This is a genomic window from Gemmatimonadaceae bacterium, from assembly GCA_020852815.1.
Classification (GTDB): Bacteria; Gemmatimonadota; Gemmatimonadetes; order Gemmatimonadales; family Gemmatimonadaceae; genus SCN-70-22.
Map to the genome: position 1 here is coordinate 129,665 of JADZAN010000002.1, position 25,369 is coordinate 155,033.

The following is a 25,369-nucleotide window of genomic DNA, read 5'->3' on the forward strand; positions in this document are numbered from 1 at the left end:
GCGCGACGGCGCACGGCGCTGGACCTGGGCCGTCGACCATTCATGGCGTCACGCCTACATTGCCCTCATGACGTCCCTCGCCACTCCTCCCGCCCCGCCTTTGCCCGCCGCGGACTCGCCCACGGCGAGCTTGCGCGAACTGTCTGACCGCATTCGTGCGCTCGCCCGCGACAAGCGCGCCGTCATCCTCGCCCACAACTACGAACGCCCCGAGGTGCAGGACGTCGCCGACTACGTGGGCGATTCGCTCGGCCTCAGCCGTGAAGCGGCGCGCACCGATGCGCAGGTGATCGTCTTCTGCGGCGTGCACTTCATGGCCGAGACGGCCAAGATCCTCTCGCCGGGGAAGACTGTGCTGCTTCCCGACATCAACGCCGGCTGCTCCCTCGCCGACACGATGACGGCGAGCGACCTCATCGCGTGGAAGAAGGAACATCCCGGCGCCGTCGTGGTGAGCTACGTCAACACCACCGCGGCGGTGAAGGCCGAGACCGATTACTGCTGCACGTCGGGCAACGCGGTCGAGGTCATCAATGCGATTCCCGCCGACCGTGAGATCCTCTTTGGTCCCGACATGTTTCTCGGCGCCCACGTGCGTCGCGTGACCGGGCGCACGAACATCCACGTGTGGATGGGCGAATGTCATGTGCACGCGGGAATCACACCGCAGTCGCTGGCCCGGCAGCGGGCCGAGCATCCGGGCGCCGAGGTCCTCGTGCACCCTGAGTGTGGATGCTCGACCAACGTTCTCGAGGCAATGTCTGCCGGCGCGATTCCCAGTGAAGGGGTGCAGGTGCTGTCGACCGAGGGAATGATCAAGCGCCCGGGGATCTCCGGCGCCACGTCATTCATCGTGGCGACCGAGACGGGGATACTCCACCGGTTGAGGCGCGCCAATCCGGACAAGACGTTCCATGCCGCGAGCGATCGTGCCGAGTGCCAGTACATGAAGATGACCACGCTTCCCAAGTTGCTCGCGTCGCTGGAACGCATGCAGTACGAGGTGACAGTCCCTGCCGACATCGCCGCGCGCGCGCGCCTCGCGCTCGAGCGGATGGTGAGCATTGGCGGAAGCCAGGCGGCCACCAACGTGCCGCCGGAGATGGCCGGGGAGTAACCTCACTACCTGGTTCGAGGGAAGGTCCGATGCCGATGCACGAAGACCCCGTGACGCCGCCGCGTCGCGTCACGCCGCTGGATACGCCAAGCATCAACCGGCGCACCGTGTTGCGCTTCCCGCTCAGCGAGCCGCAGGTGGCAACGCTGGTGCGAACGGCGCTCGATGAGGACGGCGCGTTCAACGACATCACGACGATTGCCACCGTGCTCAGCGATCGACGGGCGCGGGCGCGCCTGGTGGCGCGCGATGTGGGCGTGGTGGCGGGGCTCGCCCTGGCGATCGATGCGTTTCACCAGCTCGACCCCAAGGCGTCGAAACGCGTGGACGCCGAGGATGGCACGCGCGTGGCGAAGGGCGACACCGTGCTCTTCATCTCCGGGCATGCACGTGGGCTTTTGTCGGCAGAACGCGTGGCGCTCAACTTCCTGCAGCGCCTGTCCGGCGTGGCGACGCTCACGTGCAAGTTCGTCGACCAGGTGAAGGGGACGGGGGCCCGCATCCTCGACACGCGCAAGACCACGCCGGGGTGGCGCGCCCTGGAAAAGTACGCCGTGCGATGCGGGGGCGGCGTGAACCACCGCATCGACCTGTCGTCGTCGGTGCTCATCAAGGACAATCACCTGGCCGCCGTCGAGGGCGACATCTCGGTGGCCGTGCGTCGCGCGCGTGACCTCCTCGCCGCCGGCGGCACCGTGGAAGTGGAGTGCGATCGCATCGAGCAGGTGCGCGCCGCGCTCGACGCGCGCGCCGACATCATCCTCCTCGACAATATGTCGCCCGAGGCCATGCGGGAGTGCGTGCGGCTCGTGAACGGGCGTGCCGTCACCGAGGCGTCGGGAGGCGTGTCGCTCGACACGGTGCGCGCCATCGCGCTCACCGGCGTCGACCACATCTCCGTGGGTGCGCTCACCCACTCGGCGCCGGCGCTCAACCTGGCGCTCGACTTCGAGTAGGCGAGCCGCGCCAGGGTTGAAGGCGAAAGCGCCCGGCGACCGTTATGGTCGCCGGGCGCTTCGCCCATCGGGGAGCCTGCGCGTCAGGTCACCGTGATCGTGATTGTCTGGATCGCGCCGCCAACCGAGACCGTGATGATCGCCGTGCCGACGGCCCGGGCGTTGATCGTCATCGTGAGCCCGCCGGTCGCGCTCGCCGGCTGCGCAATGCCGGACGCACTGCTGCTGTAGGTCACCCGCGGCCCATTGAGCTTGAGCGTGTGCCCGCTCGCGTCCTTGAGGATGAGCGTAAGCTGCGTGGACCCGTTGACCGGGATGGACGTGGCGCCCGCGGTGATCTGGATCGTCGCCACGGTCGTCACCACGATCGACAGCGGCTCCGTGGTCGAGACGTTGTCGATGATCCCCGTGACCGTCGCCTGGTCGGGAGTGCTCCCTGCCGTCACGATCACGCCCGCCGCCGCCGCCGATGTGCCGATGACGAGGTTGTTCGACGGGATGTAGGAAACGTTTCGGCCAATCAACGTTGGGATGATCGCTCCCGCGGTGTCGCGCACGACGGGGTTGTACTGGCGGCTGTCGCCAATGATGAGGGTGTCCTGCGTCGGGGTGAACGCCACCGATCCCACCGGGACGAGGGTCACCTGCACGCTGACGTTTGCCGTGCGCGAATCGATCTCGGCGGTGATCGTCGTCGTCCCCACGCCCACGCCGCTCACCAGTCCGTTTGCAGAGACGCTGGCCACCGACGCGTTGTTCGTCAGCCAGTTCACCGTCTTGCCCGGGATGACCTGCCCCTGGTTGTCGAGCGCCTGCGCGCTTAGCTGCACCGAGGTGCCAACGCGAAGCAGCTGCGGGTTGATGGGGGTGATGCGCACCGAGGCCACAGTTGGCGTCACCGTCACCGTCACGTCGTTCGACTTGACGCCGTCCACCGTGACGCTGATGCGCGCCGTTCCCGAGCCGATGCCCGTCACGACGCCGGTCGCGTTCACCGTCGCCACGATCGAGCTGGTCGACTGCCAGACCACCTGACGGTTGTTGAGCGAGGTCACGAGCCGTCCCGCCGAGTCGATCACCGTTGGGGTCAACTGGCGCGTGAGGCCGGTGCCGAGCCCGAAGGTGTCGGGTTCGAGCGTGACGGTCCTGGCCGGGACCTCGGTGACGGTGATGCCAAGCGAGGCGGTACGCCCCTCGACGTCGGCGGTTATGGTCGCATTGCCCACGCCGAGTGCCGCTACGAGGCCCGCGCCGGTCACCGTGGCGACCGCCGGGTTGTTGGACGTGAAGTTCACCGTGCGCCCGGTAAGGGGCTGTCCTTGCGCGTTGCGCGGCGTGGCGGTCACCTGCACCTGCCCGCCAATGCGCATGAGCTGCGCGACCACCGGGGTGAGCGTGACCGAAGCCACAGCTTCGCGCGTGACCGTCACCGTCACCGATGCATTCTTTCCTTCGGCGACCGCCGAGACGATGGCGCTGCCTTCAGCCACCGCGGTCACCAGCCCAGCGGTGCTGACAGTGAGCACGTTGAGGTTCGAAGAGGAATAGCCCACGGCCCGCCCACTGATGGGCGATCCGTCGGCCGCAACGAGCGTGGGGCTGAGCTGGCGCGTCTGACCGGCGACGAGCGTGAAGTCGGTCGTGTTGAGTTGGATGCGGTCGACGGCGCTGATGATCTTGACGCTTGCCTCGATGAAGCGCCCATCGACCGTGGCGCGAAACAGGGCGTTCCCGTTCGCCTTGCCCGTGACCTGTCCGGTGCTCGCGTCGACCGTGAAAATCGCCGTATTCGTCGACGAGTACGTGATCCGGCGGTTGTCCTTGATCTCGTTGCCGGACGCATCGAGCAATGTGACGGCGAACGGGTTCGACGTCGTGGTCACCCCGTTGAAGAAGGAGTCAGCCTGCGGCAGGATGCGCAGCGAACTGAGCGGAGTGGGTGGGATCGGTTCGGTGCAGCTCGCCGCGAGCAACCCCGCGCAAGAAAGGAGGGCGAGTGTCAGGACGCGCGCGGCGCCCGACGTCAGGCGTCGACTCGATCGGGCGAAGTCGGAGGTGTGCATTCGAACGAAGGGAGTGTTGATCGGGGTGGCAGCGCGATCACGTCTGGCGACCTGCTACCCCCAGTACGGACGAGCGTGTCGCCGGACGGGATACCACAGCTGGAGCAAGCAAGGTGCCACACCCGGCAGGTCCTTCCCAGTCCCTGGAGGCGGCAACCTTTTTGGCGAGGCGCAAGGCGTCCGGCGGTAGCCCCCGCCCCGCCGCCCTCGAGCCCGGTGCCGCGGACCCGTAGCGCGCACGCACACCCGCCGACATTCCCCCGGGCGGCCGGTGCGCGCGTGCAACAGCCACCGCCCGCGGTGCCAGACCGCCTCCGCCGCGCCATCCCCCCCCCCCCGCGCCCCCCCGCCCGTTGTGCCCCCCCACCGCACACCCCACCTTCCCCGCGCACCTCAACTCCCGTCCCCCGTCCCCCGTCCCCCGTCCCACGATGTCCGCCCTCTCGTCCTATCTAGAGACGCACGACGAGCGCTTTCACGCCGAGCTCTTCGACTTCCTGCGCATTCCCAGCGTCTCGGCGCGATCCGAGCACAACGCCGACGTCGCGCACGCGGCCAACTGGCTGCGCGATCAGATGGAGCGCATCGGGCTCGACGCCAGCATCCACCCCACCGAGGGACACCCCGTCGTGCTGGGGGAGTGGCGCGGGGCGGGGGCCGCGGCGCGCACCATCCTGATCTACGGGCACTACGACGTGCAGCCGGCGGAGCCGCTCGAGCTGTGGGACTCGCCGCCGTTCGAGCCGGTCATTCGCGATGGGAAGATCTTCGCCCGCGGCTCGGTCGACGACAAAGGGCAACTGTACCTCCACCTCAAGGCGATCGAGGCGTATCTCGCGGTGCACGGGGCGCTTCCGGTCAATGTGATCGTGCTCGCCGAGGGGGAAGAGGAGGTGGGGAGCGAGCACCTGGCACCGTTTGTCGAGAGCCACGCCGCTCGCCTCGCCTGCGACGGTGTCGTCATCTCCGACTCGGCGATGTTTGCGCCGGGGCTTCCGTCCATTCTCTCGTCGTTGCGCGGGCTGGCGTACTTCCAGATCGACGTCCAGGGGCCGGGCGGCGACCTGCATTCGGGGAGCTATGGTGGCGCGGTGGTGAACCCGGCCATGGCGCTGGCGCGCATCCTCGCCACGTTCCACGACGGTACGGGAAAGGTGGCGATTCCCGGCTTCTACGATTCCGTGCGGGCGTGGGAGGAGAAAGTGCGCGCGCAGCTTCGTGCGCTTCCCTTCGACGAGGAGGCGTTTCGCCACGAGACGGGGGCGCCGGCGTTAGGCGGCGAGGCGGGCTATTCCGTGCTGGAGCGCATCTGGACGCGCCCCACCTGCGAAGTGAACGGGATGCTGAGCGGCTACACGGGCGAGGGGGCCAAGACGGTGCTGCCGGCCAGGGCGATGGCCAAGGTGAGTTGCCGCCTGGTGCCGGACCAGGATCCCGACTCGGTGGAGCGGTTGCTCAAGGCGCACGTTGCCGCGGTGCAGCCGGCGGGGGTGACGGTGACGGTGCGGGCGCTGCACGGGGGAAAGCCATGGCGCGGCGAGTTGGCGGGTCCGCTGTTCGAGGCGGGGGCGCGGGCGCTGGAGCGGGCCTTCGAGCGGGCGCCGGTGATCGTTGGCGAGGGGGGTTCGATCCCGGTGGTGCACGACTTTGCGCGCGTGCTCGGCGCGCCGGTGCTCCTGATGGGCTTTGGCCTCCCCGGCGAGAACGCGCACGCCCCTAACGAGTGGATGAGCGACGCCAACTTCACCGGCGGGATCCGGGCGGCGGCGTTCCTCTGGGAGGAGCTGGGGCGTTTGTAGGGGACCGCGTTGCTGGCCGATGTGATCTTCGTCGTGCGCGCCGAGGACGCTCATACGTCCTCGGCGTGGGACAGCGCCGCTCGGGCGTCGCGGCGGGTTCCCTCGCAAGTGGTGGCGCGGACGTGAGTTAGCGCGGCGTGTCGGTTGGTGCCATGCGCGGCACCGGGCGTGCGTTTCCATGGTCCTGCAACTCACCAGGAGTCACCATGACCCGCACGTCTGTCCTTCCCCGCCGCGAGGCGGTTGCAGCTGCCGCGTTGCTTTCGCTGCTCGCCCTCGCCGCCCTCGTCATCCTGCCGGCGCGCGTGCAGGCGCAGAAGCCGGTGGTGGCCCGCCTCACGCCGTATGTCGGCTACATGGCGTTTGGCGACTACGTCGATGGTCCCATCGGCACGCGCATCACCAACAGCAACTCGGCGCTGTACGGCGTGACGGCGGGGCTCGACCTCTCCCGCAACGTGTCGCTGGTGGGGAACATCGGCTACACCGACAGCAACGTGCGTGTAGGGCTCCCCATCATCGGGGGAGTCAACATTGCCGACAGCAAGGTGCTGTTGTACGACGGCGGGCTGCAGTTCCGCCTCCCGCAGGGTGGCGCGTTAGGCACCGGGATCGCGCCGTTCGTGGAGGTGGGGGCGGGCGCCATCCGCTATGAAGTGCGCACGGGCCCCCTCACCACCAACGCGACCAACTTCGCGGGGAACTTCGGCGGCGGGCTCGACCTGCAGCTCAATCGCTCCATCGCGCTTCGCGGGGCGGTGAAGGACTACGTGGGGAAGTTCGACTTCCACGAGGCAACGTCGTTCGATCTCAGCAGCAAGGTCGCGCACAACGTGGCCTTCACCGTCGGGATCACGTTGGGCTTCTAGCCTGAAACGACGAGAACACCGTCCCGGCGAAGGCTGGGGATGAGTTGGACGAACGGCGGCGGGAGCTTCGGCTTCCGCCGCCTTCTCGTTGGCGATGGGTGGCGCGGTCGCGGTGCGGGGTGCAACATCGTGCGTCGCCTCGTCCGCGTGCGAGCGCCCTTCGTGGCATTCGCCTGCGCCGAGCGGTGTTCGCCCGGCAACGTTCCCGCCCGCCTGGCGCGTATCGATGCGGCCGTTCCCCTGGTGGGGGGCGGCCGCGCCCCGCGTCCTCCCCCTCGCCGATCCAGCTTCGTGCTCGTTCCCGCCCTCGCCACGTTTGCCACGGTCGCCGCGCTTGCCACGGCCTCCCACGATCGTCTCCCCGCGCCATCCGCGCCTCCGCCATCGGGCGGGGTGTACAACGGACGCGCCGGCCAGCTCGACGTGGCACCTCCACGGCTTGAGCAGAGCGTCACCGTCGACGGCGTCCTGGGAGAGGAGGTGTGGCGTAACGCGGCGCTCCTGACCGGCTTCTCGCAGTTCCAGCCGGCCGACCGGCGTCCGTCCACCGACTCGACGGAAGTACTGGTCTGGTACTCTCCGACGGCAATCCACTTCGGCGTGCGCGCCTTTGCGCCGCCGGGGGCAACCAACGCCCGGCTCTCCGACCGCGACAAGATCACCGCCGACGACTACGTCGAGATCATCCTGTCCACGTTCAACGACGGGCGGCAGGCATTCGTGTTCGGCGTCAACGCGTTAGGCGTGCAGGCCGACGGGACGCTCAACGAGCTGCAGACGACCACGTCCACCGGAAGCTCGAACTCGTCGGCGCGCGCCTCGGCCGACCTGAGCGCCAACTTCGTCTATGAATCCAAGGGGCGGCTCACCGACTTCGGCTACGAGGTGGAGGTTCGCATCCCGTTCAAGTCGTTGCGCTATCAGTCGCGTGACGTGCAGGACTGGGGATTGCAGCTGGTGCGCATGGTGCAGCACCTGGGGCACGAGGACACCTGGACCCCCACGCGGCGCGACGCCGCCTCGTTCCTGGCCCAGTCGGGGCGCCTGACCGGGCTGCGCGACCTGCGCCGCGGCGTGGTCGTCGACCTCACGCCGTCCGTCGTCGCCTTCCAGAACGGCCAGCGCAAGGGCGAGGTAGGGTGGGGCTATGCGCCGCAGGGGCCGGAGTACGGCGGTACGGTGCGGTGGGGGGTGACCAACAACCTCACGCTCAACGGCACCGTCAATCCCGACTTCTCGCAGGTCGAGGCCGACGTCGTCGCCTTCCAGTACGATCCGCGCATCGCGCTGTTCTATCCGGAGCGTCGCCCCTTCTTTCTCGAGGGGATCGAGAACTTTGCCGTCGGCAACAACCTGATCTACACGCGCCGCATCGTGCAGCCCGACGTGGCCGTCAAGCTCACCGGGAAGGCGCTCGGCACCAACCTCGCCCTCCTCTCGGCGGTCGACGACCGGCGCAACTCGCTGAGCGGGAGCGACCGCCCGCTCTACACCATCCTGCGGGGCACGCGCGACGTGGGGCGGCAGTCGCGCCTGGGCTTCACGTACACCGATCGCATCGACGGCGACGACTACAACCGCGTTGCCGGCCTCGACGCGCGCATGGTCATGCGCAAGATCTGGTCGCTCACGCTGCAGGGAGCGTTGAGCCGCACCCGCGCCGACTCCGTCGCCACGACCGCCCCGCTGTGGGCGGGAACGCTGGCGCGGCAGGGGCGTCACTACAACTTCTCGGCGCGCATCAACGCCATCGACGCCGACTTCGACGCGCAGGCAGGGTTCCTCTCGCGCCGGAACGTGGTGGACTACGCCGTTGCCAATTCGTGGACCTTCTTTCGTCCCTCGGGTTCGCTCGTGGAGACGTGGGGCTTCACGGTGCGCGGGCAGGGGACGGGCCCGTACGAGGCCTTCGTGCGGGGCAAGGCGTCGCAGGATCGCAAGCTGCACTTCACCTCCAACGCCGCCGTGCGCGGCGGGTGGCGCGTGAGCGGGGCGCTCTTCTTCGAGAACTTCGGCTTCGACCCCGACCTGTACGCGGGATACTACGTCGAGCGGTCGCTCGGCGCGCGCAAGGACACCGTCGTCTTCGACGGGGCGGGCGACCCGCGACTGCACAACGTCGACCTGATGGTGAACGTGAGCACGCCCGAGTGGTCCAAGGTCTCGGCCGACTTCCAGTACATCGGCGGCAAGGACGAGAACTTCGATGAGTGGCAGTCCGGGCTCATCCACTTCATCACGGCGAACGTGGCCTTTCGCCCTACCGACCAACTGCGCCTGGAGGCGCAGTACCAGCACCAGGAGTTCAATCGCTGGACCGACGGCACCACCGTCAACATCCGCAAGGTGCCGCGCCTCAAGGTCGAGTACCAGGCGTCACGCTTCATCTTCTTCCGCATGATCGGGCAGTACGACACGCAGGAGAAGCTCGACCGCCGCGACGACGGCCGCACCAACGATCCGCTGCTCTTCCGGAACCCGGATGGCTCCTTCGTGCGGCTGGCGGGGTTCAAGCGCAACCGCGTGCGTGCCGACTGGCTCTTCTCCTACCAGCCCACGCCGGGCACGGTGCTCTTTCTCGGCTACGGCAGCTCGCTCGACGAGCCCCAGCCGCTCAAGTTCCGCTCCCTCAAGCGGCTGCAGGACGGCTTCTTCATGAAGTGGTCCTGGCTCTTCCGGCTGTAGCGACGCCGCCTAACGCTTCGCCGACTCGGTGACGATGGGAAGGTCCGGCTTCCTGCTCCACTCCTCCCACGAGCCGTCGTAGATGCGGGCGTCGAATCCGGCGCGGCGGGCCGCGAAGTAGAGGAGCGAGGCCTGCATCCCGATGTGGCAGTAGGTGACCACGGTGTCGCCCGGTTTCACGCCGGCAGCCGCAAACAGGCGGCTCAGCCTTGGCTGTTCGCGAAGCCGCGTCAGCTCGCCGGTGAGTTGGGAGAAGGGGATGTTCACCGCCCCGGGAATGTGTCCGGCGCGCGGCATCTGGCCCGGCGAGTACCCGAGGTAGAACTCGGGCGCGCGCGCGTCGAGGATGCGGACTCCGGGCGTGTTCGTGTTCTGGCCCAGCCATGTCACGTCGGCAATGACCGAGGCATCGACACGAGGGGTGAAGTTCCCGCGCGCGACCGTCGGCGCCTCGTGCGAGAGCGGGCGTCCCGCCTCGCGCCACGCGTCGATGCCGCCGTCCAGGACCGAGGCGTGCCCCTTGAGCCCGAGATAGTCGAACGTCACGAGCAGGCGCGCCACCTGCAGCGGCTGGCCGTAGATCACGATCCGGTCGCCATCGCTCACCCCAACCGACTCGAGGAGCGAGTCGAGTTGAGCGGCAGGGGGGATCTGGCTGCTCAACCCTTCCAGCGTCGGTGCGTAGCTCGAGAAGAGCACCAGGCGCGCCCCGGGGACGTGCCCCGCATCGTACTCCGCCTTGGACGACGCGGCGTGCAGGATGACCAGTCGCGCCTGGTTCAGGTGCTGCGCCATCCACTCCTCGTTGACGAGGAGCGGGACGGCGGCAGCTGGCGAAGGCTGGGCGCTCGCGCGCGACGGTCCTGCCAGCGGGGCGACGGCAAGGAGGGCGAGCATCGCCGTCGCCAGGGGAGTCGATTGAACGCGTCGTGCGGGCATGTGGTGTGACCCCGATCGTGGTGTGACGCGAAAAGCTAAGGTGTTCGCGCTCCCGCGGTGGTAGCTTGTCGTGACCGCGGACTCGCCCGCACAACCGGAGACATGGAGAACTAGCCGACCATGGGACGAACGGTGGGGATGCGACTGATGGCGACACGTGCAGTGATGGCCATCGCCGCGATAACGGTTGCCGCGCTTGGCTGCGCCAGGCGCGACAGTGAGTCGCGTGATGCGCAGGCGACGGCCGCGCCGGCTGCGACCGCTGCGGCCGCGGCGAAGGCAACGGGAGTCTCCACCGGTGCCGGCGCCAAGTCGCCGTTCCGCGTTCCCGCCGAGTCGGAAGTGAAGGACAGCGTGCTCCTGGCGTCGATCCGTCGCGGGCGCGCGCTTCTCAGCCACACGCGCGATTCGTTGCCGCGCCACGTGGGCAACGGCTTGGTCTGCACCAACTGCCATCTGCAGGACGGGACGCGCAAGCTGGGAATGCCGTGGGTGGGCGTGTATGCACGTTTCCCCCAGTATCGGAGCCGCGCCGGGACGACGCAGCTCATCGAGGATCGCGTCAACGACTGCTTCAAGCGCTCCCTCAACGGGCGACCACTCACGCCGGAGTCGCGCGACATGCGCGACATCGTGGCCTACATGGCCTTTCTCTCCATTGGCTATCCGGTGGGTGTGGAGATGGAGGGGCAGGGGCTGCCGAAGCTGGAGCCGCTGGAGGGGGACACGCTGCGCGGGGCGCACATCTTTGCCACGCGCTGCGCGCGCTGCCACGGTGCAGCTGGCGAGGGCTCGTCCGCATATCCCCCACTCTGGGGGGCACGTGCCTACAACATTGGTGCCGGCATGGCGCGCGTGCGCACGGCCGCGGCCTTCGTGAAGCAGTGGATGCCGCAGGACTCGATGGGGGTCCTCACACCGCAGGAAGCGTTCGACGTGGCGCGCTTCATCGACGCGCGCCCGCGCCCCGACTTCAAGGGAAAGGAGCTGGACTGGCCGCACGGCGACCCGCCCCCCGATGTCGCCTACGCCACCAATGCCGCGCGACGGACGGGAGCGGCAGGCTCGCGCCGGTGAGGCGTTCGCGCCGGGCCGGCGCAGGAACCGGCGTTAGGCGCGGTACTGCGCCCGGTCGCACTCCGCCAGGGCGCGCACGCGCTCCATCACCGTGTCGGTAATCTGCTTGTAGGTGCTCCCCTTGCCCGGGAGCGCCAGCAACTGGTCCAGCGCCACGGGTTGGTCGAACCAGACGCGAATGGGCTCGCCCCCGGTCCAGTTGCGTCGCAGCTGCTCCGGGAGGTCGTTGGTGAGCCCGGCGATGAAAGTCGGGATGACGATGGGGCGCGCGGCATGGATGATCTTTCCCGCCCCCGGCTGGAAGCGCATGAACGAGTACGGGTCCGGGTCCAGGTTGCGCCCTCCCTCCGGATGGATCCCCAGGATGTTCCCCTGGCCGCGCGCACAGAGATCGACCAGGACGTCGAGCGCGTAGCGATCGCTCGCACCATGCGACGGAAGGGCGAACAGCGGCGGGAACATCGACCAGAAGGCGACGAGCTGGTTGAGCGCCATCCCGGCCCACGACTGGTAGTAGTACTGCCCCACCACGGGAAAGTAGAGGCGCTTCCGTCCGCGGAGTTCGCGATGCAGCAGCGCCGAGACGATGAACAGGTCGAAGTACGTGCGATGGTTGGCGACGAAGAGCAGCGCACCACGCGGGTAGGCATCGCGCACGTGCTCGAGCCCCTGCACGCGCAGCAGTCGCCCGGTCGCGAGCGCGATCCACGTGGCGCCAATCGCCCGCTGGCACCAGCTCCACGCCCCTTTCAGCGGCTCGCGGTTCATCCGCAGCGCGACTTCCAGATGTGCTCGCTCCAGCGGGGCGAGAGATGCGCGCACCACGGCGGGGAGCGGCGCGTCCACGAGTGGCCGATCGTGCGGTGGGACGTCGCGGCGCCTGGGCAGCTCGTCTCGTGACGCGCTCATTCGCTCGGCGATACGCGGTACGTGACCGGGGCGGTGGCAAAGCCTGCGCTTTGGCTGCACCTTGTGGCGCGCGCGCCGTGTCCCGCGTGGCCGGGATGACAGTCGCGGAGCGACAGGACGCGCACGAGGAGAGGCAGGGAGTGATACGATTGCCTCGGAAGCGAGGCTGTTGGCGAGCTGGACATGATCGAGAAGGGTGTCTCCGTCAGTTCCGAATGGGAAGCGGTGGGGCGACCAATCAGATCGTTGACGCGGAGGAGTCGGTGATTTCAGTCTTCGACACGCATGGGCTGTGGTTGTGGTCCGTCTGGTACGGGCTGCTGTGGCTTGCCGTCGTTCCCTTCGGCTGCCTGGTGATCTACACCTTCCTCAAGGTGCGGCCGGCGACGAGTCGTGAGGAGAGCACGTGGCTCAATGGGGCGGTGCTGGCGTCGTTCATCGTCCTCATGGTCACGTCGTTCCTGGCGGCGCTGCTGTACGTTCGTGCGCAGCCCGATCGCCAATGGTGGTCGTACGTCCTGGCAATCGCCGTGCACTTCACCTGCTGGACCTTCCTGGGCTCGGGGGTCTTTTTCGCGTCGCTGCAGGCGCTGGCGGCGGGGCCGCGCGTGGGGTTGCGACGGCTTTCGGCGCTGCTGGCGGTGGTGGGCGTCTCGCTCTTTCACTACGCCACGCTCTACGCCACCGATACATTCCGCACGCGTCCGTGATGCGGGGCGGTGCCGCGAGGGGCGCTCTCCTGGCAGCGTGCGCGGACATCGTCGTGCGCGACCGGTCATCGCCGAGTTGCAGCTGACCGCATCCGGCGCGGGCGCGTGGCGGGTTCCGGGCGTCGTCATGCACGGCGCGGGCGACGGAGTCCTTGCGCGCACCCGCCTCGCACGCACCTGGCTCGCACCGCGGGTCGAGCGATCGTGCGCAATCACTTCTTCGTTCCGGAAGACCGCATGTCCTGGTTAGCCTTGCTGGGGGCGGCGTTGCTGCAGGGGCCGGCCACCGTGTTGCAGCCGGCGATGCGCGACCCGGCATACGCCCCCGACGGGCGCCTGGCCGTGAGCATCGACGGCGACCTGTGGCTCCAGCGCGCCCCCGGCGAGGGGAGCGCCTGGCGCCGCCTGACGAGCGGCGAGGCGTGGGATCGCGAACCGACGTGGACCCCGGATGGGCGCTCCATCGTCTTCACCTCCGACCGTGCCGGTGGTCTCGACCTCTGGCGCATCGACGTCGGCGACGACGCGCCGGGCGCCGCCGTGCGCCTGACGACGGACGATGCCGACGACATGGAAGCCACGGTCGCCCGCGACGGGACGATCGTTTTCACGCGCGGTCGCGGGAGCCGCGCGCGGCTCTGGCTGCGCGACCCGGCGGGCGCCGAGCGGCGCGTGACCAAGGGGGAGTCGGCGGAGCGGTGGGGCGCCTTTTCCCCCGACGGGACGCGACTCGCCTACGTGCAGCTGGCGGAGTCGGCTCGACGCCTGCGCGTGCGCGCACTGGTCGAGTCGGGGCCCGACAGCATCGTTGTCGGCGATCGCGGCGCGGAGCAGCCCGTCTGGTCGCCTGACGGGGAGCGCCTTGCCTTCTCGGCGGCGTCGCCACGCGGCGGCGTGTATGTGGCGCCGCGCGACGGGCGGTATGTGAACCTCGTGGCGCTGGTGGAGGGGAGGGCGGCGTGGTCGCCCGATGGCCGCGTGCTGGCGATTGCCGAACGCGAGCAGGATGAGCAGGGGTACAACGGTGATCCGCGCCGTCTCCCCGATCGCGTGGCCGAGTCGCTGGGCAACGTGTCGCGCCTGCGGTGGGTGGCGGCGCCGGTTGCGCCTGACGGTGGCACGACGTCGGCGGCGGCGCCGGTGGTGGCGGCGGGCGAGGCACGCGCCGCGCGGAACGCCGAGATGTTCGATCGCATCTGGTCGCGGCTTGATCGCCTGTACTACTCGGCGCCGTCAGCAGCAACTCGGCGGGCGGCCTGGCAGCGGCTGCGCGACCGTTGGCGAGCGCGGGCGCTGGCGGCGGCGAGCGACCTCGAACTCGAACGCGCCATCCATGCCATGCTGCGCGAACGCCCCCCGTTTCGCGACGAGGCGGTGGGGCGCGCGGCGGTGGCCAGCGCACACCCGGTCGCCACCGCGGCAGGGCTGGAGATCCTTGCCAAGGGGGGCAACGTGGTCGATGCCGCGGTGGCAACGTCGTTCGCGTTGGGTGTGGTGGAACCGGACGCCAGCGGCATGGGCGGCTACGGCGAGATGCTCGTCTTTCTCAAGGGGATGGAGAAGCCGGTCCTGTTCGAGTTCATGGCGCGCGTCCCCGAGGAAGGCGGGCTCTCCAACGCGGCGCTGCTGCAGGATGGGCGCTACCCCTCGGATGGCCCGGTGCTGGCGATGGTCCCGGGAACGGTGGCCGGGATGCACGCGGCGTGGAAGCGCCTTGGCAGCGGGAAGGTGACGTGGCGCGAGTTGCTGGCGCCGGCGATCCGCGCCGCGCGCGAGGGCTACGTGGTGAGCGACGGCCTGGCCACCACGCTCTGGCTCGAGCAGTCGCGCTTCCTCAAGTACGAGGGGAGTCGCGCCCTCTTCTTCCGCGATGGCAAACCGTTGGCAGCGGGCGACACGCTGCGCAACCCCGACCTCGCCTGGACGCTGGAGCAGGTTGCCGCCGGGGGCGCCGACGGCTTCTATCGGGGCGAAGTGGCGCGTCGCCTGGTGCAGGACCTGCGCGGCAAGGGAAACGCCGTGCGGCTGACGGACCTCGCGCGCTACTTCGCCCCCGAGCGCGAACCGGTGTCGACCACGTATCGCGGCAACACCATCTTCTCCAGCGCTCCCCCGGCGTCCGGCGGTACCATCCTCGCCGCGCAGCTCAACAATCTGGAGCGCTTCGCGGCGCCCGCCGCGCTCACCGAGGACGCGGCGTCGCTGCACGCCGCCATCGCCGCCTGGCAGCTCGCGCCATCGGGTCGCGGACGCATCGCCGACCCATCGCTCTGGCCGGTGAACACGGAGCCGTTCACCAGCAAGGACACGGCTGCGATCCGCTGGCGCTGCTTCGATCCGGCGCGCGCGGTGACTCCCGCGCTCTTCCGCGGCGACACGCTTTCCTGCGGCGCCGCGCCGGCGCCGGAGGCGTTAGGCAAGCCGGCCGGCACGCCGCCCGCCAAGCCGTTGGGCACGCCGCAGGACACGTCGTTAGGCACGGCGGTCGACACGCCGTTGGGCACGGCGTCAGCCCAGCCGGCGGAACCGTCATCGCCCCCGGGGCGCAACGACTGCGCGGAACTGGACCACGCCGAGGGGAGCAGTTGTCGCCCGCAAGGGACGACCGCCTTCACCGTGGGCGACGCCGAGGGGAATCTCGTGGCGGTGACGCAGACGCTGGGCACATGGGGCGGGAACTTCTACGTCACACCGGGACTGGGCTTCCTCTACAACGACAAGCTCACCTCCTATGGGACCGACCCCAACCAGTACGGAGCGCGACTCCCGTATGCGAGACACGGCAGCACGCTCGCCCCCACCATTGCCTTTCGCGGCAGCGGTGCGGCCAGACGCCCCTGGTTCGCCGTGGGCGCGGCGGGGAACGCCTGGATCAACGCCGCGGTTTATCAGGCGGTGGTCGGGATGGTCGATCTCTCACTGGGGCCGCAGCGCGCGCTGGAACAGCCGCGCTTCCTCCCGGGGCAGCGCCTCGGCGCCGCTGGGCGCGAGATGGTGATCGACATCGAGGATGGCTTCGCGCCCGACGTCATCGCCACGCTGCGCGGAATGGGCTACCACTTCGACGTGGTGTCGCTCAAGGGCGAGCTGCGCATGGGGTACGGCTCCGCGGTAATGCTCGATGCGGGGCGCATCCGCGGTGGCGGTGACCCACGCCGCGCCGGCGTGGCCGGCGCGCTCGACGAGACGGGACGCCGGCCCTGAGGAGCCGGCGTGGCCGTCAGCTGCACGCCTGGTGAACGATCGACGAGAAGGAGGAGATGATGGACCATCACGACGCGGACGACGGGCGCGCGCGCGGCCACTCGGCAGCGACCGACTCGGCGGCGGCCGGCGCCACGCCGCCTAACGGCGCGCGCATCGAGAAGAGCGAACGCGAGTGGGAGTCGTGCCTCACCCCCGAACAGTTTCACGTCATGCGGGAGAAAGGCACGGAGCGCGCCTTCACCGGGAAGTACTGGAACACCAAGGAGAAGGGGACCTACCACTGCGCTGCCTGTGGGGAGCCGCTCTTTGCCTCGGAGACCAAGTACGACTCGGGGACCGGCTGGCCCTCGTTCTGGTCCCCCGTGTCGCCCGAGGCGGTGGCGACCGAGACGGATGAGACGCATGGCATGCGGCGCACCGAGGCGCTGTGCGCCCGCTGCGGGGCCCACCTCGGCCACATCTTCGACGACGGCCCCCGCCCCACCGGGACGCGCTATTGCATGAACTCGGTCTCGCTGGATCTCAGGAAGGAGCAGAAGACGAGAGGAGGAGAAGACGAGAAGACGGGATAAGAACAATGGGGGTGCCGCACTCGCGTGCCGCACCCCCCCGTGCTTCTACCTCGTCTTCTCGTCTTCTCGTCCTCTCGTCTTCTGGCTCAGAGTCCCGCGAGCAACGCGTCGTTGTTCTGCGTGGCCGCGATGCGCTTGATGAGCCACTCCATTGCGCTCTGCGGCGGCATCTGCTGCAGGCCGCGGCGCAACGTGTAGATCGCGTCGAGCTGCCCTTCCTTGTAGAGCTTCTCCTCGCGGCGCGTCCCGCTGGCCGCGATGTCGAAGGCCGGGAAGATGCGCTTCTCGGCCAGCGAGCGGTCGAGCTTGATCTCGCAGTTGCCCGTCCCCTTGAACTCCTCGAAGATCACGTCGTCCATACGCGACCCGGTCTCGACGAGCGCTGTGGCGATGATCGTGAGCGAGCCGCCGCCATCCTTGGGGTGCACCGCGCGCGCGGAGCCGAAGAAGGCCTTGGGCTTGGCCATCGCACTGGTGTCGAGGCCGCCGGACATCGTGCGACCCGAGCCACGCTCGGCGGTGTTGTGCGCGCGCGCCATGCGGGTGAGCGAGTCGAGGACGATGACGACGTCCTTCCCCATCTCCACCATGCGGCGCGAATGCTCCAGGACCATCTCGCACACCTCGACGTGACGCGGCGCGGGCTGGTCGAACGACGAAGCGATGACTTCCCCCACGCCCCACGATATGGCCTCGCTGACCTCTTCCGGGCGCTCGTCGACCAGGAGGATGAGGAGGACGGCGTTGGGATGGTTGAGCGCGATCCCCTCGGTGATGGCGTGGAGGAGCATCGTCTTGCCGGCGCGCGCCGGTGCGACGATGAGGGCGCGCTGCCCGTAGCCGATCGGGGCCACGAGGTCGATGGCGCGGCGCGTGAGTTCGGGACCGCCCTTGGCCGGTCGCCCGGTTTCCAACGTTAGGCGACGCTCGGGATACGTGGCCGTGAGCGACCCGAAGTCGGGACGGCGTCCCAGGTCGGCGATCAGGACGTCGTTGAGTTGCGTGATCTCCACCACGACGTGACGCCCGCGATTGTCGCGCCCGGTGGTGGCGGCCAGGAGGTCGCCGCGGCGTAGCGTGTATTGCCGAACGAGTTGCGGGGAGATCCACGCATCGCCGTGATCGGCGAGGTAGCTGTTGGAGGCGCGGCGGATGAAGCCGCCATCCCTCGACGCGTCGAACCAGCCGAGCGTCTCGCTGTCAGCCACGATGGGTTGCTGCGGGAGCGGCTGCTGCCCGTCGCGCTTGCCTCGGCCGTGGCGCCGACGATTGCGCCGCCCGCGTCCTCCACCGCCGCCAAAGTCGTCGTCGCGGCGCTGGAACTCCTGGCGCGGGGGGCGTTCGTTGCCGGGTTGCACCTCGCGGGGGTTGGCCCCATCGCCGCCAGGTGCGCTGTTGTCACCGGTGCGGGGTTGGCCGTCACCGGCCCCGGCATCATCGCCGGTGATGCCACGAGGCTCGCGCCCCTCGCGCGGCGGTGCCGCGCCCTCGTTCCCTTCCGCCCCTCCTCCCTCGCCGGGACCGCCCTCGGCGTCACCATCGCGATAGGGATTGGGTTCGGCGTACGGCTCGGCGTTCTGCTGGCGCTTGTTGTACGGTCGCCGGCCGCGACGGAATGGGCGTCGACGTTCGGTCATGCAACGAATTGGTGTGGGTGTGAACACGCGTGCTTGCGGCTGCGCCGCACGGCATCGCAAGAACTGGATGGACCGATATCCTGAACGGATTTCGAATGGGGTGCACGATGCGCAAACAGGCGCGCATTGCGCTGGCGGAGCGGGAGTCCGGGCTTTGGAGCTGAGAGGGGCGACTCGTGCGTTTCGTCGCACGGACCGCGTTGTCACCGGTCGGCGCGGAATCCTCACGCGATGCCGATGACCACGTTCCCTACGTCGCAATCGCTCCTGGCCACCTTCCCACCCCGAGGGCAGGAGACTGAAGGGCCAACGCGATGCAGATCCTGAGGCGGAACCGAAGCTTGCCCGCGGATGCTACGAGTATCGCACGGCTCCGCCATTCGCGCAAGCAGCGCTAGCGCCGTCCCCTCTCGAGAGATCGCGTCGCGCTGCCGCCCGGACCGATAGCCACCGCCACAAATGGTCGTCTGCTCCTCGCCGGAACAACGAAGCGGCGCACCGAGCCAGCGCGCCGGCGACCATCCACGGAGCTGCCCAGTAGAGACCGTCGGCCACGCCGAAACGCAACACGCCCGGGCGCGTCACGAGGCAGTCGCCGGTCAGAACTCGGGGGGCGAGGTCGACTGCTCCCCCTCGTGTCCGAGCCCCTTGATCGATCGCGCCACGTCGATCACGCGGCGGCACAACTCCACCATGCGCCGCACCGACTCGAGGTGCTCGGCGGCGAGTGGCTCCGACTCCAGCAGCTGCATCTCCGCCAGCAGCGCCGCCAGCGGATTGTTCAGGCGATGCTGCAATCCGGTCACCAACTCGCCGGCCGCCATCAGGGCGCGGGCGCGCGTGAGCGACGCATGAATGGCCGCGGCGCGCGGCGAGCTCTCGCGTTCACTCCCCCACTTCACGATGCGCAGCAATGCTTCGGGGAGTTGGAGTGCCACCTCCGACTCGGCCAGAACCGCGTCGATGCCGAGGCGCCCGGCGTCGGACGCCTGCACGCTCGAGGGCGACTCCACCACCAGCGCAATCGGCCCCTCGAATCCGCGCGCCCTCAGCTCGTTCGCCAAGGCGATCGCCACGCCATAGAGACGCCCCGCGGAGAGGATCAAGCAGTCGGCGTCGGGGACGGTACGCACCAGCGCGGTATCGGCGGCCTCGACGAGCGCCGTGGGAAGGAGCGCGGCCACCGTCCCCTGCAGGGCGATCGCTGCCTGCACTTCGGTCGCGATGCACACCAGGCGCAGGGGACGCTCGACTTCCCCAGGCGGCGTGACGGTCCCCGTTCTGCGAGCGCCGGACCGGGGCGCCAACGACGGCTTGGAGGCGCTTCCTCCGTCGCCCGGGGTCAACATGCGCGTGCCGTCCTCCCGGCGTAGCTTTCGACCATGAACGCTCCCACCTCCGGATTCGCCGCCGAACTGGCGGCGCTGGTGGCCGACTATCGCGCCCACCACAACATCGCACACCTGAAGCAGCACCTGCAATCGCTGGCTCGTCAGGCAACGCCCGATGCCGTGATCATTGCGGCTGAGCCGTATCGCGATGAACCGGAGATCGTCGCGCCGCTGTACGAGGCAGTCGTCGAGGTGCAGCCGGAGAACGCGCGCGCCCTCGTCATGCTGGCCAATGCCTACTGGCTTCTCGGGCTCGGGCCGGATGTCGTGTCGGAACTGGCCAACCGCGCCATTGCCGCCGACCCATCCCACCGCGGGGGGTGGCACCTGTGGGCGCTGGCCGAGTCGGACCCACGGCAGCGCGTAGGGCGCTGGCAGCAGGTGGTGTCGCGCTTTCCCGGCGACGATCTCGCCCTCGCCAACGTGGCCGACAACGCGGCGGGGGTGGCCGGCAACGAGCAGGATTACGAGATGCTCGACCTCGCGGTCGCCTGCTACGAATCGTTGCTGGAGCGGGCCACCGAGCCGGCGCAGCAGCAGGCGCTCGACACGGCGCTCAAGGCGCTGCGGGGGTGGAAGTTCTAGGGACGACCGGAGAAACCTTCGGGGTGGGGAGACGTATCTAACCGAGCAGCCCCATCGCTCCCCCACGAAACCATGACGCGTCGCGCCGCGCTGTCTGCGCGCTGGCAGTCCCTTCGAGCGGCCTTTCGCCGCGATCCGCTGCAGCCGGCGCGCACCCTTCGCGCCGACCTGCGCCTCCACTGGCGCTCGACGCTGGTTGTCACGGCGCTCGTGGCCGGTGCGGCGACGTTCGACGCGTGGGCCTACACCTGCGGCTTCAACGCGTGCCCCACGGTGGCCGCGATCAAGGCGTTCCAGCCGCCGGAGGGCGGGCGAGTGCTCGATCGCAACGGGCGACTGCTGGGGCGCCTGACGACGGTCAAGCGGGTGAACGTCCCGCTCGCCAAGGTCCCGTCGCATGTGCGTGAGGCGTTCGTAGCCACCGAGGACCGGCGCTTCTACTCGCACGACGGGATCGACTGGCGCGGCTTTGCGCGCGCCGTGTGGCGCAACACCGCGTCGCTCGACGTGCGCGAGGGGTTCAGCACCATCACGATGCAGGTGGCGCGCAACACCTTCATGGCCGAACGCGAGGCGCTGCAGCGCTCGTTGGGGCGCAAGCTCATCGAGTTGCGGCTGGCGAAGCTGCTCGAGGACAACCTTACCAAGGACCAGATCCTCGAGCGCTACCTCAACGCGATCTACCTTGGCAACGGCGTGTACGGCGTGGAAGGGGCGAGTCGCGACCTGTTCGGGAAGCACGTGGGCGAGGTGAGCATCGCCGAGGGGGCCATGCTGGCTGCACTCCCCAAGGGGCCGTCGCTGTACACGCCGCGCCGCGACCTGGCGCGTGCGCAGGCGCGCCGCGACCTGGTGCTCGGGCTCATGCGCGAGGAGCGGTATCTCGACGAGATCGGCGTCGCCGCCGCGCGTGCCGAGGAGCTGGAGATTGCCGAGCGCGAGTGGTCGCCGGCGCAGCCGCACGAGTCGTTCGCGCTCGATGCCATTCGCGCCACGGTCGATTCGGTGTTGCGTGTGAGCGGCGAACGCATGTCCGAACTCACCGTGTACACCACGCTCGACCTCGCGGCGCAGCAGTCGGGCGAGCGCGCGGTTCGCCTGCATGCCCACCGCATCGAGCGCGAGACGTGGTGGAGCGGTGACGACGCGGACTATGACGAGGCGCTCGACGACGGCGGCGAGGGGGACTCTGGTCGGGGCACATCCGTCCGGCGCGGCAGCCGGCAGCTGCAAGGCGCGCTGGTGGCGCTCGATCCGCGCACGGGAGACATTCGCGCGCTGGTGGGTGGCCGGCGTTATGAGCGCGGGAGCTTCAACCGGGCCATCGCCGCGCGTCGCCAACCCGGCTCGGCGTTCAAGCCGTTCGTCTACGCCGCGGCGCTCACCGCCGGCTTCACCCCTGCCACCATCGTCGACGACGATCCGGTCTCGGTGGAGACCGGGCGAGACGTGTGGACTCCGGCCAACTATGGCGACGAGTATCGCGGGCGCGTGACGTTGCGCCAGGCGCTGGCGCAGTCGGCCAACGCGGCGACCGTGCGGGTCTCCCGCGCCGTGGGCGAGGGGCGGGTGGCCGAGCGTGCGCGCCGCAATGGCATCGCCTCGCGGCTGCAAGCGGTGCCGTCCATCGCCCTCGGCGCGGTGGAAGTCACGCCGCTGGAGCTGGTCGCCGCGTACGCGCCGTTCGCCAACGGCGGTCTGCGGGTCACGCCGCGCCTCGTGCGCCGCATCGAGCGGTCGGACAAGAGCCTGCTGTGGGCGTCGGTGGTCAAGACGGAGCCGGTGATGGACCCGCGCGATGCATTCCAGCTGACGTCGATGCTGCGTTCCGTCGTGGATGAGGGGACGGGGCGAGCGGTGCGGAGCTCGGGGATCACCGGTCCGGTGGCGGGGAAGACGGGGACGACGAACAACGGCGCCGACGTCTGGTTCGTGGGCTACACGCCGACGCTGGTGGCCGGCGTCTGGTTCGGCTACGACACGCCGCATTCGTTAGGCTCGGCGGCCAACGGCGGGCGGTATGCCGCGCCGGCGTGGGCCGACTTCTACCGGCGCGGCTGGCGCGAGCGCGCCAACGCCGGGGCGTGGAAGGCGCCCGACGGGCTCATTGCGCGCGACATCGACCCGGCGACCGGGCTGCTGGCCGAGGAGTGGTGCGACACGCGCCGCCGCGAGTGGTTCAAGCCGGGTACCGAGCCCACGGAGTACTCGTGCGAGAGCCCGCGCCGCGAACGCGAGGAGTGGCTGCAGGACGTGGAGGACGCCGTCGGCGAGAAGCTGGTGGATCTCTTTCGCCGGATGGTCCGCAAAGGAATGTAGAAGACGAGAAGACGAGAAGACGAGACGCCTGCCCCAGCGAAGGCTGGGGCCTGCCCCAGCGAAGGCTGGGGACGACATGCGGGGGAGGCGGTAGTTTTCCCTGAAGTGGCGCTCCTGCACTCCTCCACTCGCCTTCCATCCCATCCATGCCTCGCATTTCGCTCGATCGCATCGCGCGCGCCTCGCGCGAGATCGATCCCGTTTTCCGGCAGTCGCCGCAGTTCATCGCCGAGTCGTTAGGCGCGGCGCTGGGGGTGACGCTCACCGTGAAGGTCGAGACGGTGAACCCGATTCGCTCCTTCAAGGGGCGTGGTGCCGACTTCTTCATCCGCGAGCTGGGCGACGCATCGATCCCACTCGTGTGCGCCTCGGCGGGGAACTTCGGGCAGGGGTTGGCCTACGCGGCGCGGCGCGTGGGGCAGCGGCTCGATGTCTTCGCCTCTGAGGTGGCCAACCCGCTCAAGGTGGAGCGGATGCGAGCCTTCGGCGCTTCGGTGCGACAGGTGGGGCGCGATTTCGACGCGGCCAAGGCGGCGGCGCGGGAGTTCGCGTCGGCCGAGGGCGCGATCTACGTCGAGGACGGGCGCGACGTTGCCATCAGCGAGGGGGCGGGGTCGATCGCCGTCGAACTCACCGCGGCGCAGGGCGCCCTCGACACCGTCGTCATCCCGTTAGGCAACGGGGCACTGCTGGGCGGGGTGGCCACGTGGCTACGCGCCCAGGCTCCGTCGGTGCGCATCATCGGCGTCTGCGCACGCGGGGCACCGTCGATGGAGCGCAGCTGGCGACGGCACGCGGTGATCGAGACCGCCACCGCAGACACCATCGCCGACGGAATCGCCGTGCGTGTCCCGATCGCCGAGGCCGTCGACGACCTGCAGGGGATTGTTGACGACATCGTCCTCGTCGACGACGACACGACGTTGCAGGCAATGCGCCTCCTCTTTGCGCACCTGGGGATCGTGGTGGAGCCGGCGGGGGCGGTGGGGGTGGCGGCAATCATGGGCGATCGCGCGCGCTACGCGGGGGGGCGCGTGGCGACGATCCTGTGCGGAGGGAACCTGACGGCGGAACAGATCGCGACGTACGCGGTCACCGGCGCCTGACGGGGCGCGGTAGTGCGGCCATGCGCTGCGGCCATGCGCTGGGGCCGTGCGGCGCGTCCGCGCGATCGGGCCGTGTGGTGCTACCCCTCGCGCAGGACGCCGAGCCAGTCGTTGCGGCTGGCGGAATAGCCCGGGAAGATCGTGGCGGCGTCGGTCGCGCCCATGTGACGGGACAGCAGCTCCGAGAATACGGCGCGGAAGTCGGTCGTGAGTGCGAGGTCGCGCCCCTCGTGCAGCTGCTCGCGCTCCAACCCGGGCCAGCGTCCGTGCACGCGCCCACCGCGCACCTGACTGCCGATCGCGAACATCGCCCCCGCGTGGCCGTGATCCGTTCCCCCAGTGCCGTTCTGGCGCGCCATGCGCCCGAACTCCGACATGGTGAGGATCAGGACGTCGTCCATTCGGTCGCCAAGGTCGGTGACAAAGGCGGCAATGCTGTCGCCAAAGTCCCGTAGGCGTGCGGCGAGCTGCCCCGCGGCACCACCCTGGTTCACGTGCGTGTCCCATCCGCCCACGTCGGCAAAGGCGATCTCCAGCCCCACGCCGCACTTGATGAGCTGGGCGATCTCGCGCAGGCGCTGCGCGAACGGTGATCGCGGATACGCCGCGCCGTGCTCCGGGAGGTAGCGCTGCGGGTTGGCCGACCGCAGGAGCTTCACGGCTTCGAACATCTCGCTCCCCGACGCGTGCACCAGGTCGGCCGTCCCCGTGCGATAGAGCGCCTCGAGTCGTGCCGCCGAGCTGCCGCTGGCGCGCACCGTGAAGTCACCTAACGACGACATCGCGATGGCGGGCTCTGGCCCCTCGAGGATGCGGGGCGTCTGTGCGGTCATCGCCACCGCCCGGAAGGGCGACGTGGCACTCGTCGCGCCGGAGCCACGCGTGTCGGCGTTGCGGCTGGCGGTGCTGCCGCTGCCGGCGCACGCCTCGCACGTCCCGGCGACGGCGAGATAGCGGTTGAGCCACCCGTCCGCCGTCGACTTGCGGTCCGGCGTCCCCGATTCCATGTAGTCCTGCGCATCGAAGTGCGAACGGGTCGCACTGGGGCTCCCCACGGCGTGGATGGGGGCGAGGAGTCCGTCGGCGTACAGCGGCTGCAACGACGCCAGCGCCGGGTGCAACCCGAAGAAGCCGTCGAGGTCGATGGCCCGGTCACCGGCGTCGCCGGCGCGCGAGGGTGGCGCGATGCCGATGGTGGGGCGCAGGGCGTAATAGGCGCGCTCGCCGTGGGGGACGACGACGTTGAGCGCGTCCGCGGCGCCGCGCTGGAACAGGCACACGAGCGTCTTCCCGCGATGTGCGCGCGGCAACTCGGCGGCCAGCGCCGTGCGACGCAGGAACGACGGGGAGAGGCCGAGGGTGACCAGGGCGAGGGCGCCCGACTTGACGAAGACGCGGCGGCGCATGGGAAGGGGCGGAAAGGCGGAC

General features: G+C 69.5%; 18 protein-coding genes. 12 read left to right on the plus strand and 6 right to left on the minus strand.

Annotated features, from left to right (window positions below):
• Window positions 1-67 precede the first annotated feature (67 nt).
• Window positions 68-1,117, plus strand: coding sequence for a quinolinate synthase NadA (gene nadA, locus IT359_01630; protein ID MCC6927665.1), 1,050 nt, complete (start codon window positions 68-70; stop codon window positions 1,115-1,117).
• Between the two features lie 29 nt (window positions 1,118-1,146).
• Window positions 1,147-2,073 carry a carboxylating nicotinate-nucleotide diphosphorylase gene (gene nadC / locus IT359_01635; GenBank protein MCC6927666.1) on the plus strand — a complete coding sequence of 309 codons (927 nt, stop codon included), beginning with the start codon at window positions 1,147-1,149 and terminating at the stop codon, window positions 2,071-2,073.
• An 83-nt stretch (window positions 2,074-2,156) separates the two neighbouring features.
• Here nadC and IT359_01640 read toward each other — a convergent pair whose 3' ends face one another.
• Window positions 2,157-4,136: an Ig-like domain-containing protein gene (locus IT359_01640; protein MCC6927667.1), complete on the minus strand. Its 1,980-nt coding sequence runs from the start codon at window positions 4,134-4,136 to the stop codon at window positions 2,157-2,159.
• A 431-nt stretch (window positions 4,137-4,567) separates the two neighbouring features.
• Here IT359_01640 and IT359_01645 point away from each other — a divergent pair, with 431 nt between their 5' ends.
• The 3 genes from IT359_01645 to IT359_01655 all read left to right on the plus strand — a co-directional run bounded on the left by IT359_01645 (window position 4,568) and on the right by IT359_01655 (window position 9,489).
• A complete protein-coding gene (locus IT359_01645) occupies window positions 4,568-5,935 on the plus strand; it encodes a dipeptidase (GenBank protein ID MCC6927668.1) in 1,368 nt (455 codons plus the stop codon).
• Window positions 5,936-6,141: 206 nt separating this feature from the next.
• A complete protein-coding gene (locus tag IT359_01650) occupies window positions 6,142-6,804 on the plus strand; it encodes an outer membrane beta-barrel protein (GenBank protein ID MCC6927669.1) in 663 nt (220 codons plus the stop codon).
• A 39-nt stretch (window positions 6,805-6,843) separates the two neighbouring features.
• Complete coding sequence (locus IT359_01655) at window positions 6,844-9,489, plus strand: carbohydrate binding family 9 domain-containing protein (protein ID MCC6927670.1); 2,646 nt, start codon at window positions 6,844-6,846, stop codon at window positions 9,487-9,489.
• Between the two features lie 9 nt (window positions 9,490-9,498).
• On the opposite strand, the gene IT359_01660 is transcribed toward IT359_01655, so the two are convergent.
• Window positions 9,499-10,428, minus strand: a complete 930-nt coding sequence (locus IT359_01660) for a sulfurtransferase (protein ID MCC6927671.1) — start codon at window positions 10,426-10,428, stop codon at window positions 9,499-9,501.
• 147 nt (window positions 10,429-10,575) lie between these two features.
• On the opposite strand from IT359_01660, the gene IT359_01665 reads away from it, so the two are divergent.
• Window positions 10,576-11,505, plus strand: coding sequence for a c-type cytochrome (locus IT359_01665; protein MCC6927672.1), 930 nt, complete (start codon window positions 10,576-10,578; stop codon window positions 11,503-11,505).
• 33 nt (window positions 11,506-11,538) lie between these two features.
• Here IT359_01665 and IT359_01670 read toward each other — a convergent pair whose 3' ends face one another.
• Complete coding sequence (locus IT359_01670; protein ID MCC6927673.1) at window positions 11,539-12,414, minus strand: 1-acyl-sn-glycerol-3-phosphate acyltransferase; 876 nt, start codon at window positions 12,412-12,414, stop codon at window positions 11,539-11,541.
• 263 nt (window positions 12,415-12,677) lie between these two features.
• Here IT359_01670 and IT359_01675 point away from each other — a divergent pair, with 263 nt between their 5' ends.
• From IT359_01675 to msrB, 3 genes are all read left to right on the plus strand, one after another.
• A complete protein-coding gene (locus IT359_01675; GenBank protein ID MCC6927674.1) occupies window positions 12,678-13,124 on the plus strand; it encodes a hypothetical protein in 447 nt (148 codons plus the stop codon).
• A 237-nt stretch (window positions 13,125-13,361) separates the two neighbouring features.
• Entirely contained in the window at window positions 13,362-16,328 is a 2,967-nt protein-coding gene (locus IT359_01680) for a gamma-glutamyltransferase (protein ID MCC6927675.1), read from the plus strand.
• A gap of 59 nt (window positions 16,329-16,387) precedes the next feature.
• Window positions 16,388-16,903, plus strand: coding sequence for a peptide-methionine (R)-S-oxide reductase MsrB (msrB, locus tag IT359_01685; GenBank protein ID MCC6927676.1), 516 nt, complete (start codon window positions 16,388-16,390; stop codon window positions 16,901-16,903).
• An 86-nt stretch (window positions 16,904-16,989) separates the two neighbouring features.
• On the opposite strand, the gene rho is transcribed toward msrB, so the two are convergent.
• Window positions 16,990-18,540, minus strand: a complete 1,551-nt coding sequence (rho, locus tag IT359_01690) for a transcription termination factor Rho (GenBank protein MCC6927677.1) — start codon at window positions 18,538-18,540, stop codon at window positions 16,990-16,992.
• Between the two features lie 599 nt (window positions 18,541-19,139).
• A complete protein-coding gene (locus IT359_01695) occupies window positions 19,140-19,772 on the minus strand; it encodes a hypothetical protein (protein MCC6927678.1) in 633 nt (210 codons plus the stop codon).
• Between the two features lie 150 nt (window positions 19,773-19,922).
• Between IT359_01695 and IT359_01700 the strand changes: the two genes are divergently transcribed.
• The 3 genes from IT359_01700 (at window position 19,923) to IT359_01710 (ending at window position 23,941) form a co-directional block, all read left to right on the plus strand.
• A complete protein-coding gene (locus tag IT359_01700) occupies window positions 19,923-20,516 on the plus strand; it encodes a hypothetical protein (protein ID MCC6927679.1) in 594 nt (197 codons plus the stop codon).
• Window positions 20,517-20,588: 72 nt separating this feature from the next.
• Window positions 20,589-22,835 (plus strand): PBP1A family penicillin-binding protein, encoded by a 2,247-nt coding sequence (locus IT359_01705; protein MCC6927680.1) that lies wholly within the window; start codon window positions 20,589-20,591, stop codon window positions 22,833-22,835.
• A gap of 146 nt (window positions 22,836-22,981) precedes the next feature.
• A complete protein-coding gene (locus IT359_01710; protein MCC6927681.1) occupies window positions 22,982-23,941 on the plus strand; it encodes a pyridoxal-phosphate dependent enzyme in 960 nt (319 codons plus the stop codon).
• Window positions 23,942-24,021: 80 nt separating this feature from the next.
• Here the strand turns inward: IT359_01710 and IT359_01715 are convergent, their stop codons facing one another.
• Window positions 24,022-25,347 carry a DUF1501 domain-containing protein gene (locus tag IT359_01715; protein MCC6927682.1) on the minus strand — a complete coding sequence of 442 codons (1,326 nt, stop codon included), beginning with the start codon at window positions 25,345-25,347 and terminating at the stop codon, window positions 24,022-24,024.
• Window positions 25,348-25,369 lie beyond the last annotated feature (22 nt).

Excerpts from the sequence above, each read along its gene's own strand:
- IT359_01650 (MCC6927669.1), top strand. The coding sequence starts at position 6,142 with ATGACCCGCACGTCTGTCCTTCCCCGCCGCGAGGCGGTTGCAGCTGCC.
- IT359_01640 (MCC6927667.1), bottom strand. The coding sequence starts at position 4,136 with ATGCACACCTCCGACTTCGCCCGATCGAGTCGACGCCTGACGTCGGGC.
- IT359_01645 (MCC6927668.1), top strand. The coding sequence starts at position 4,568 with ATGTCCGCCCTCTCGTCCTATCTAGAGACGCACGACGAGCGCTTTCAC.
- IT359_01680 (MCC6927675.1), top strand. The coding sequence starts at position 13,362 with ATGTCCTGGTTAGCCTTGCTGGGGGCGGCGTTGCTGCAGGGGCCGGCC.
- nadC (MCC6927666.1), top strand. The coding sequence starts at position 1,147 with ATGCCGATGCACGAAGACCCCGTGACGCCGCCGCGTCGCGTCACGCCG.
- msrB (MCC6927676.1), top strand. The coding sequence starts at position 16,388 with ATGGACCATCACGACGCGGACGACGGGCGCGCGCGCGGCCACTCGGCA.
- IT359_01660 (MCC6927671.1), bottom strand. The coding sequence starts at position 10,428 with ATGCCCGCACGACGCGTTCAATCGACTCCCCTGGCGACGGCGATGCTC.
- rho (MCC6927677.1), bottom strand. The coding sequence starts at position 18,540 with ATGACCGAACGTCGACGCCCATTCCGTCGCGGCCGGCGACCGTACAAC.
- IT359_01705 (MCC6927680.1), top strand. The coding sequence starts at position 20,589 with ATGACGCGTCGCGCCGCGCTGTCTGCGCGCTGGCAGTCCCTTCGAGCG.
- IT359_01655 (MCC6927670.1), top strand. The coding sequence starts at position 6,844 with ATGAGTTGGACGAACGGCGGCGGGAGCTTCGGCTTCCGCCGCCTTCTC.
- IT359_01700 (MCC6927679.1), top strand. The coding sequence starts at position 19,923 with ATGAACGCTCCCACCTCCGGATTCGCCGCCGAACTGGCGGCGCTGGTG.
- IT359_01715 (MCC6927682.1), bottom strand. The coding sequence starts at position 25,347 with ATGCGCCGCCGCGTCTTCGTCAAGTCGGGCGCCCTCGCCCTGGTCACC.
- IT359_01670 (MCC6927673.1), bottom strand. The coding sequence starts at position 12,414 with ATGAGCGCGTCACGAGACGAGCTGCCCAGGCGCCGCGACGTCCCACCG.
- nadA (MCC6927665.1), top strand. The coding sequence starts at position 68 with ATGACGTCCCTCGCCACTCCTCCCGCCCCGCCTTTGCCCGCCGCGGAC.
- IT359_01665 (MCC6927672.1), top strand. The coding sequence starts at position 10,576 with ATGGCGACACGTGCAGTGATGGCCATCGCCGCGATAACGGTTGCCGCG.
- IT359_01710 (MCC6927681.1), top strand. The coding sequence starts at position 22,982 with ATGCCTCGCATTTCGCTCGATCGCATCGCGCGCGCCTCGCGCGAGATC.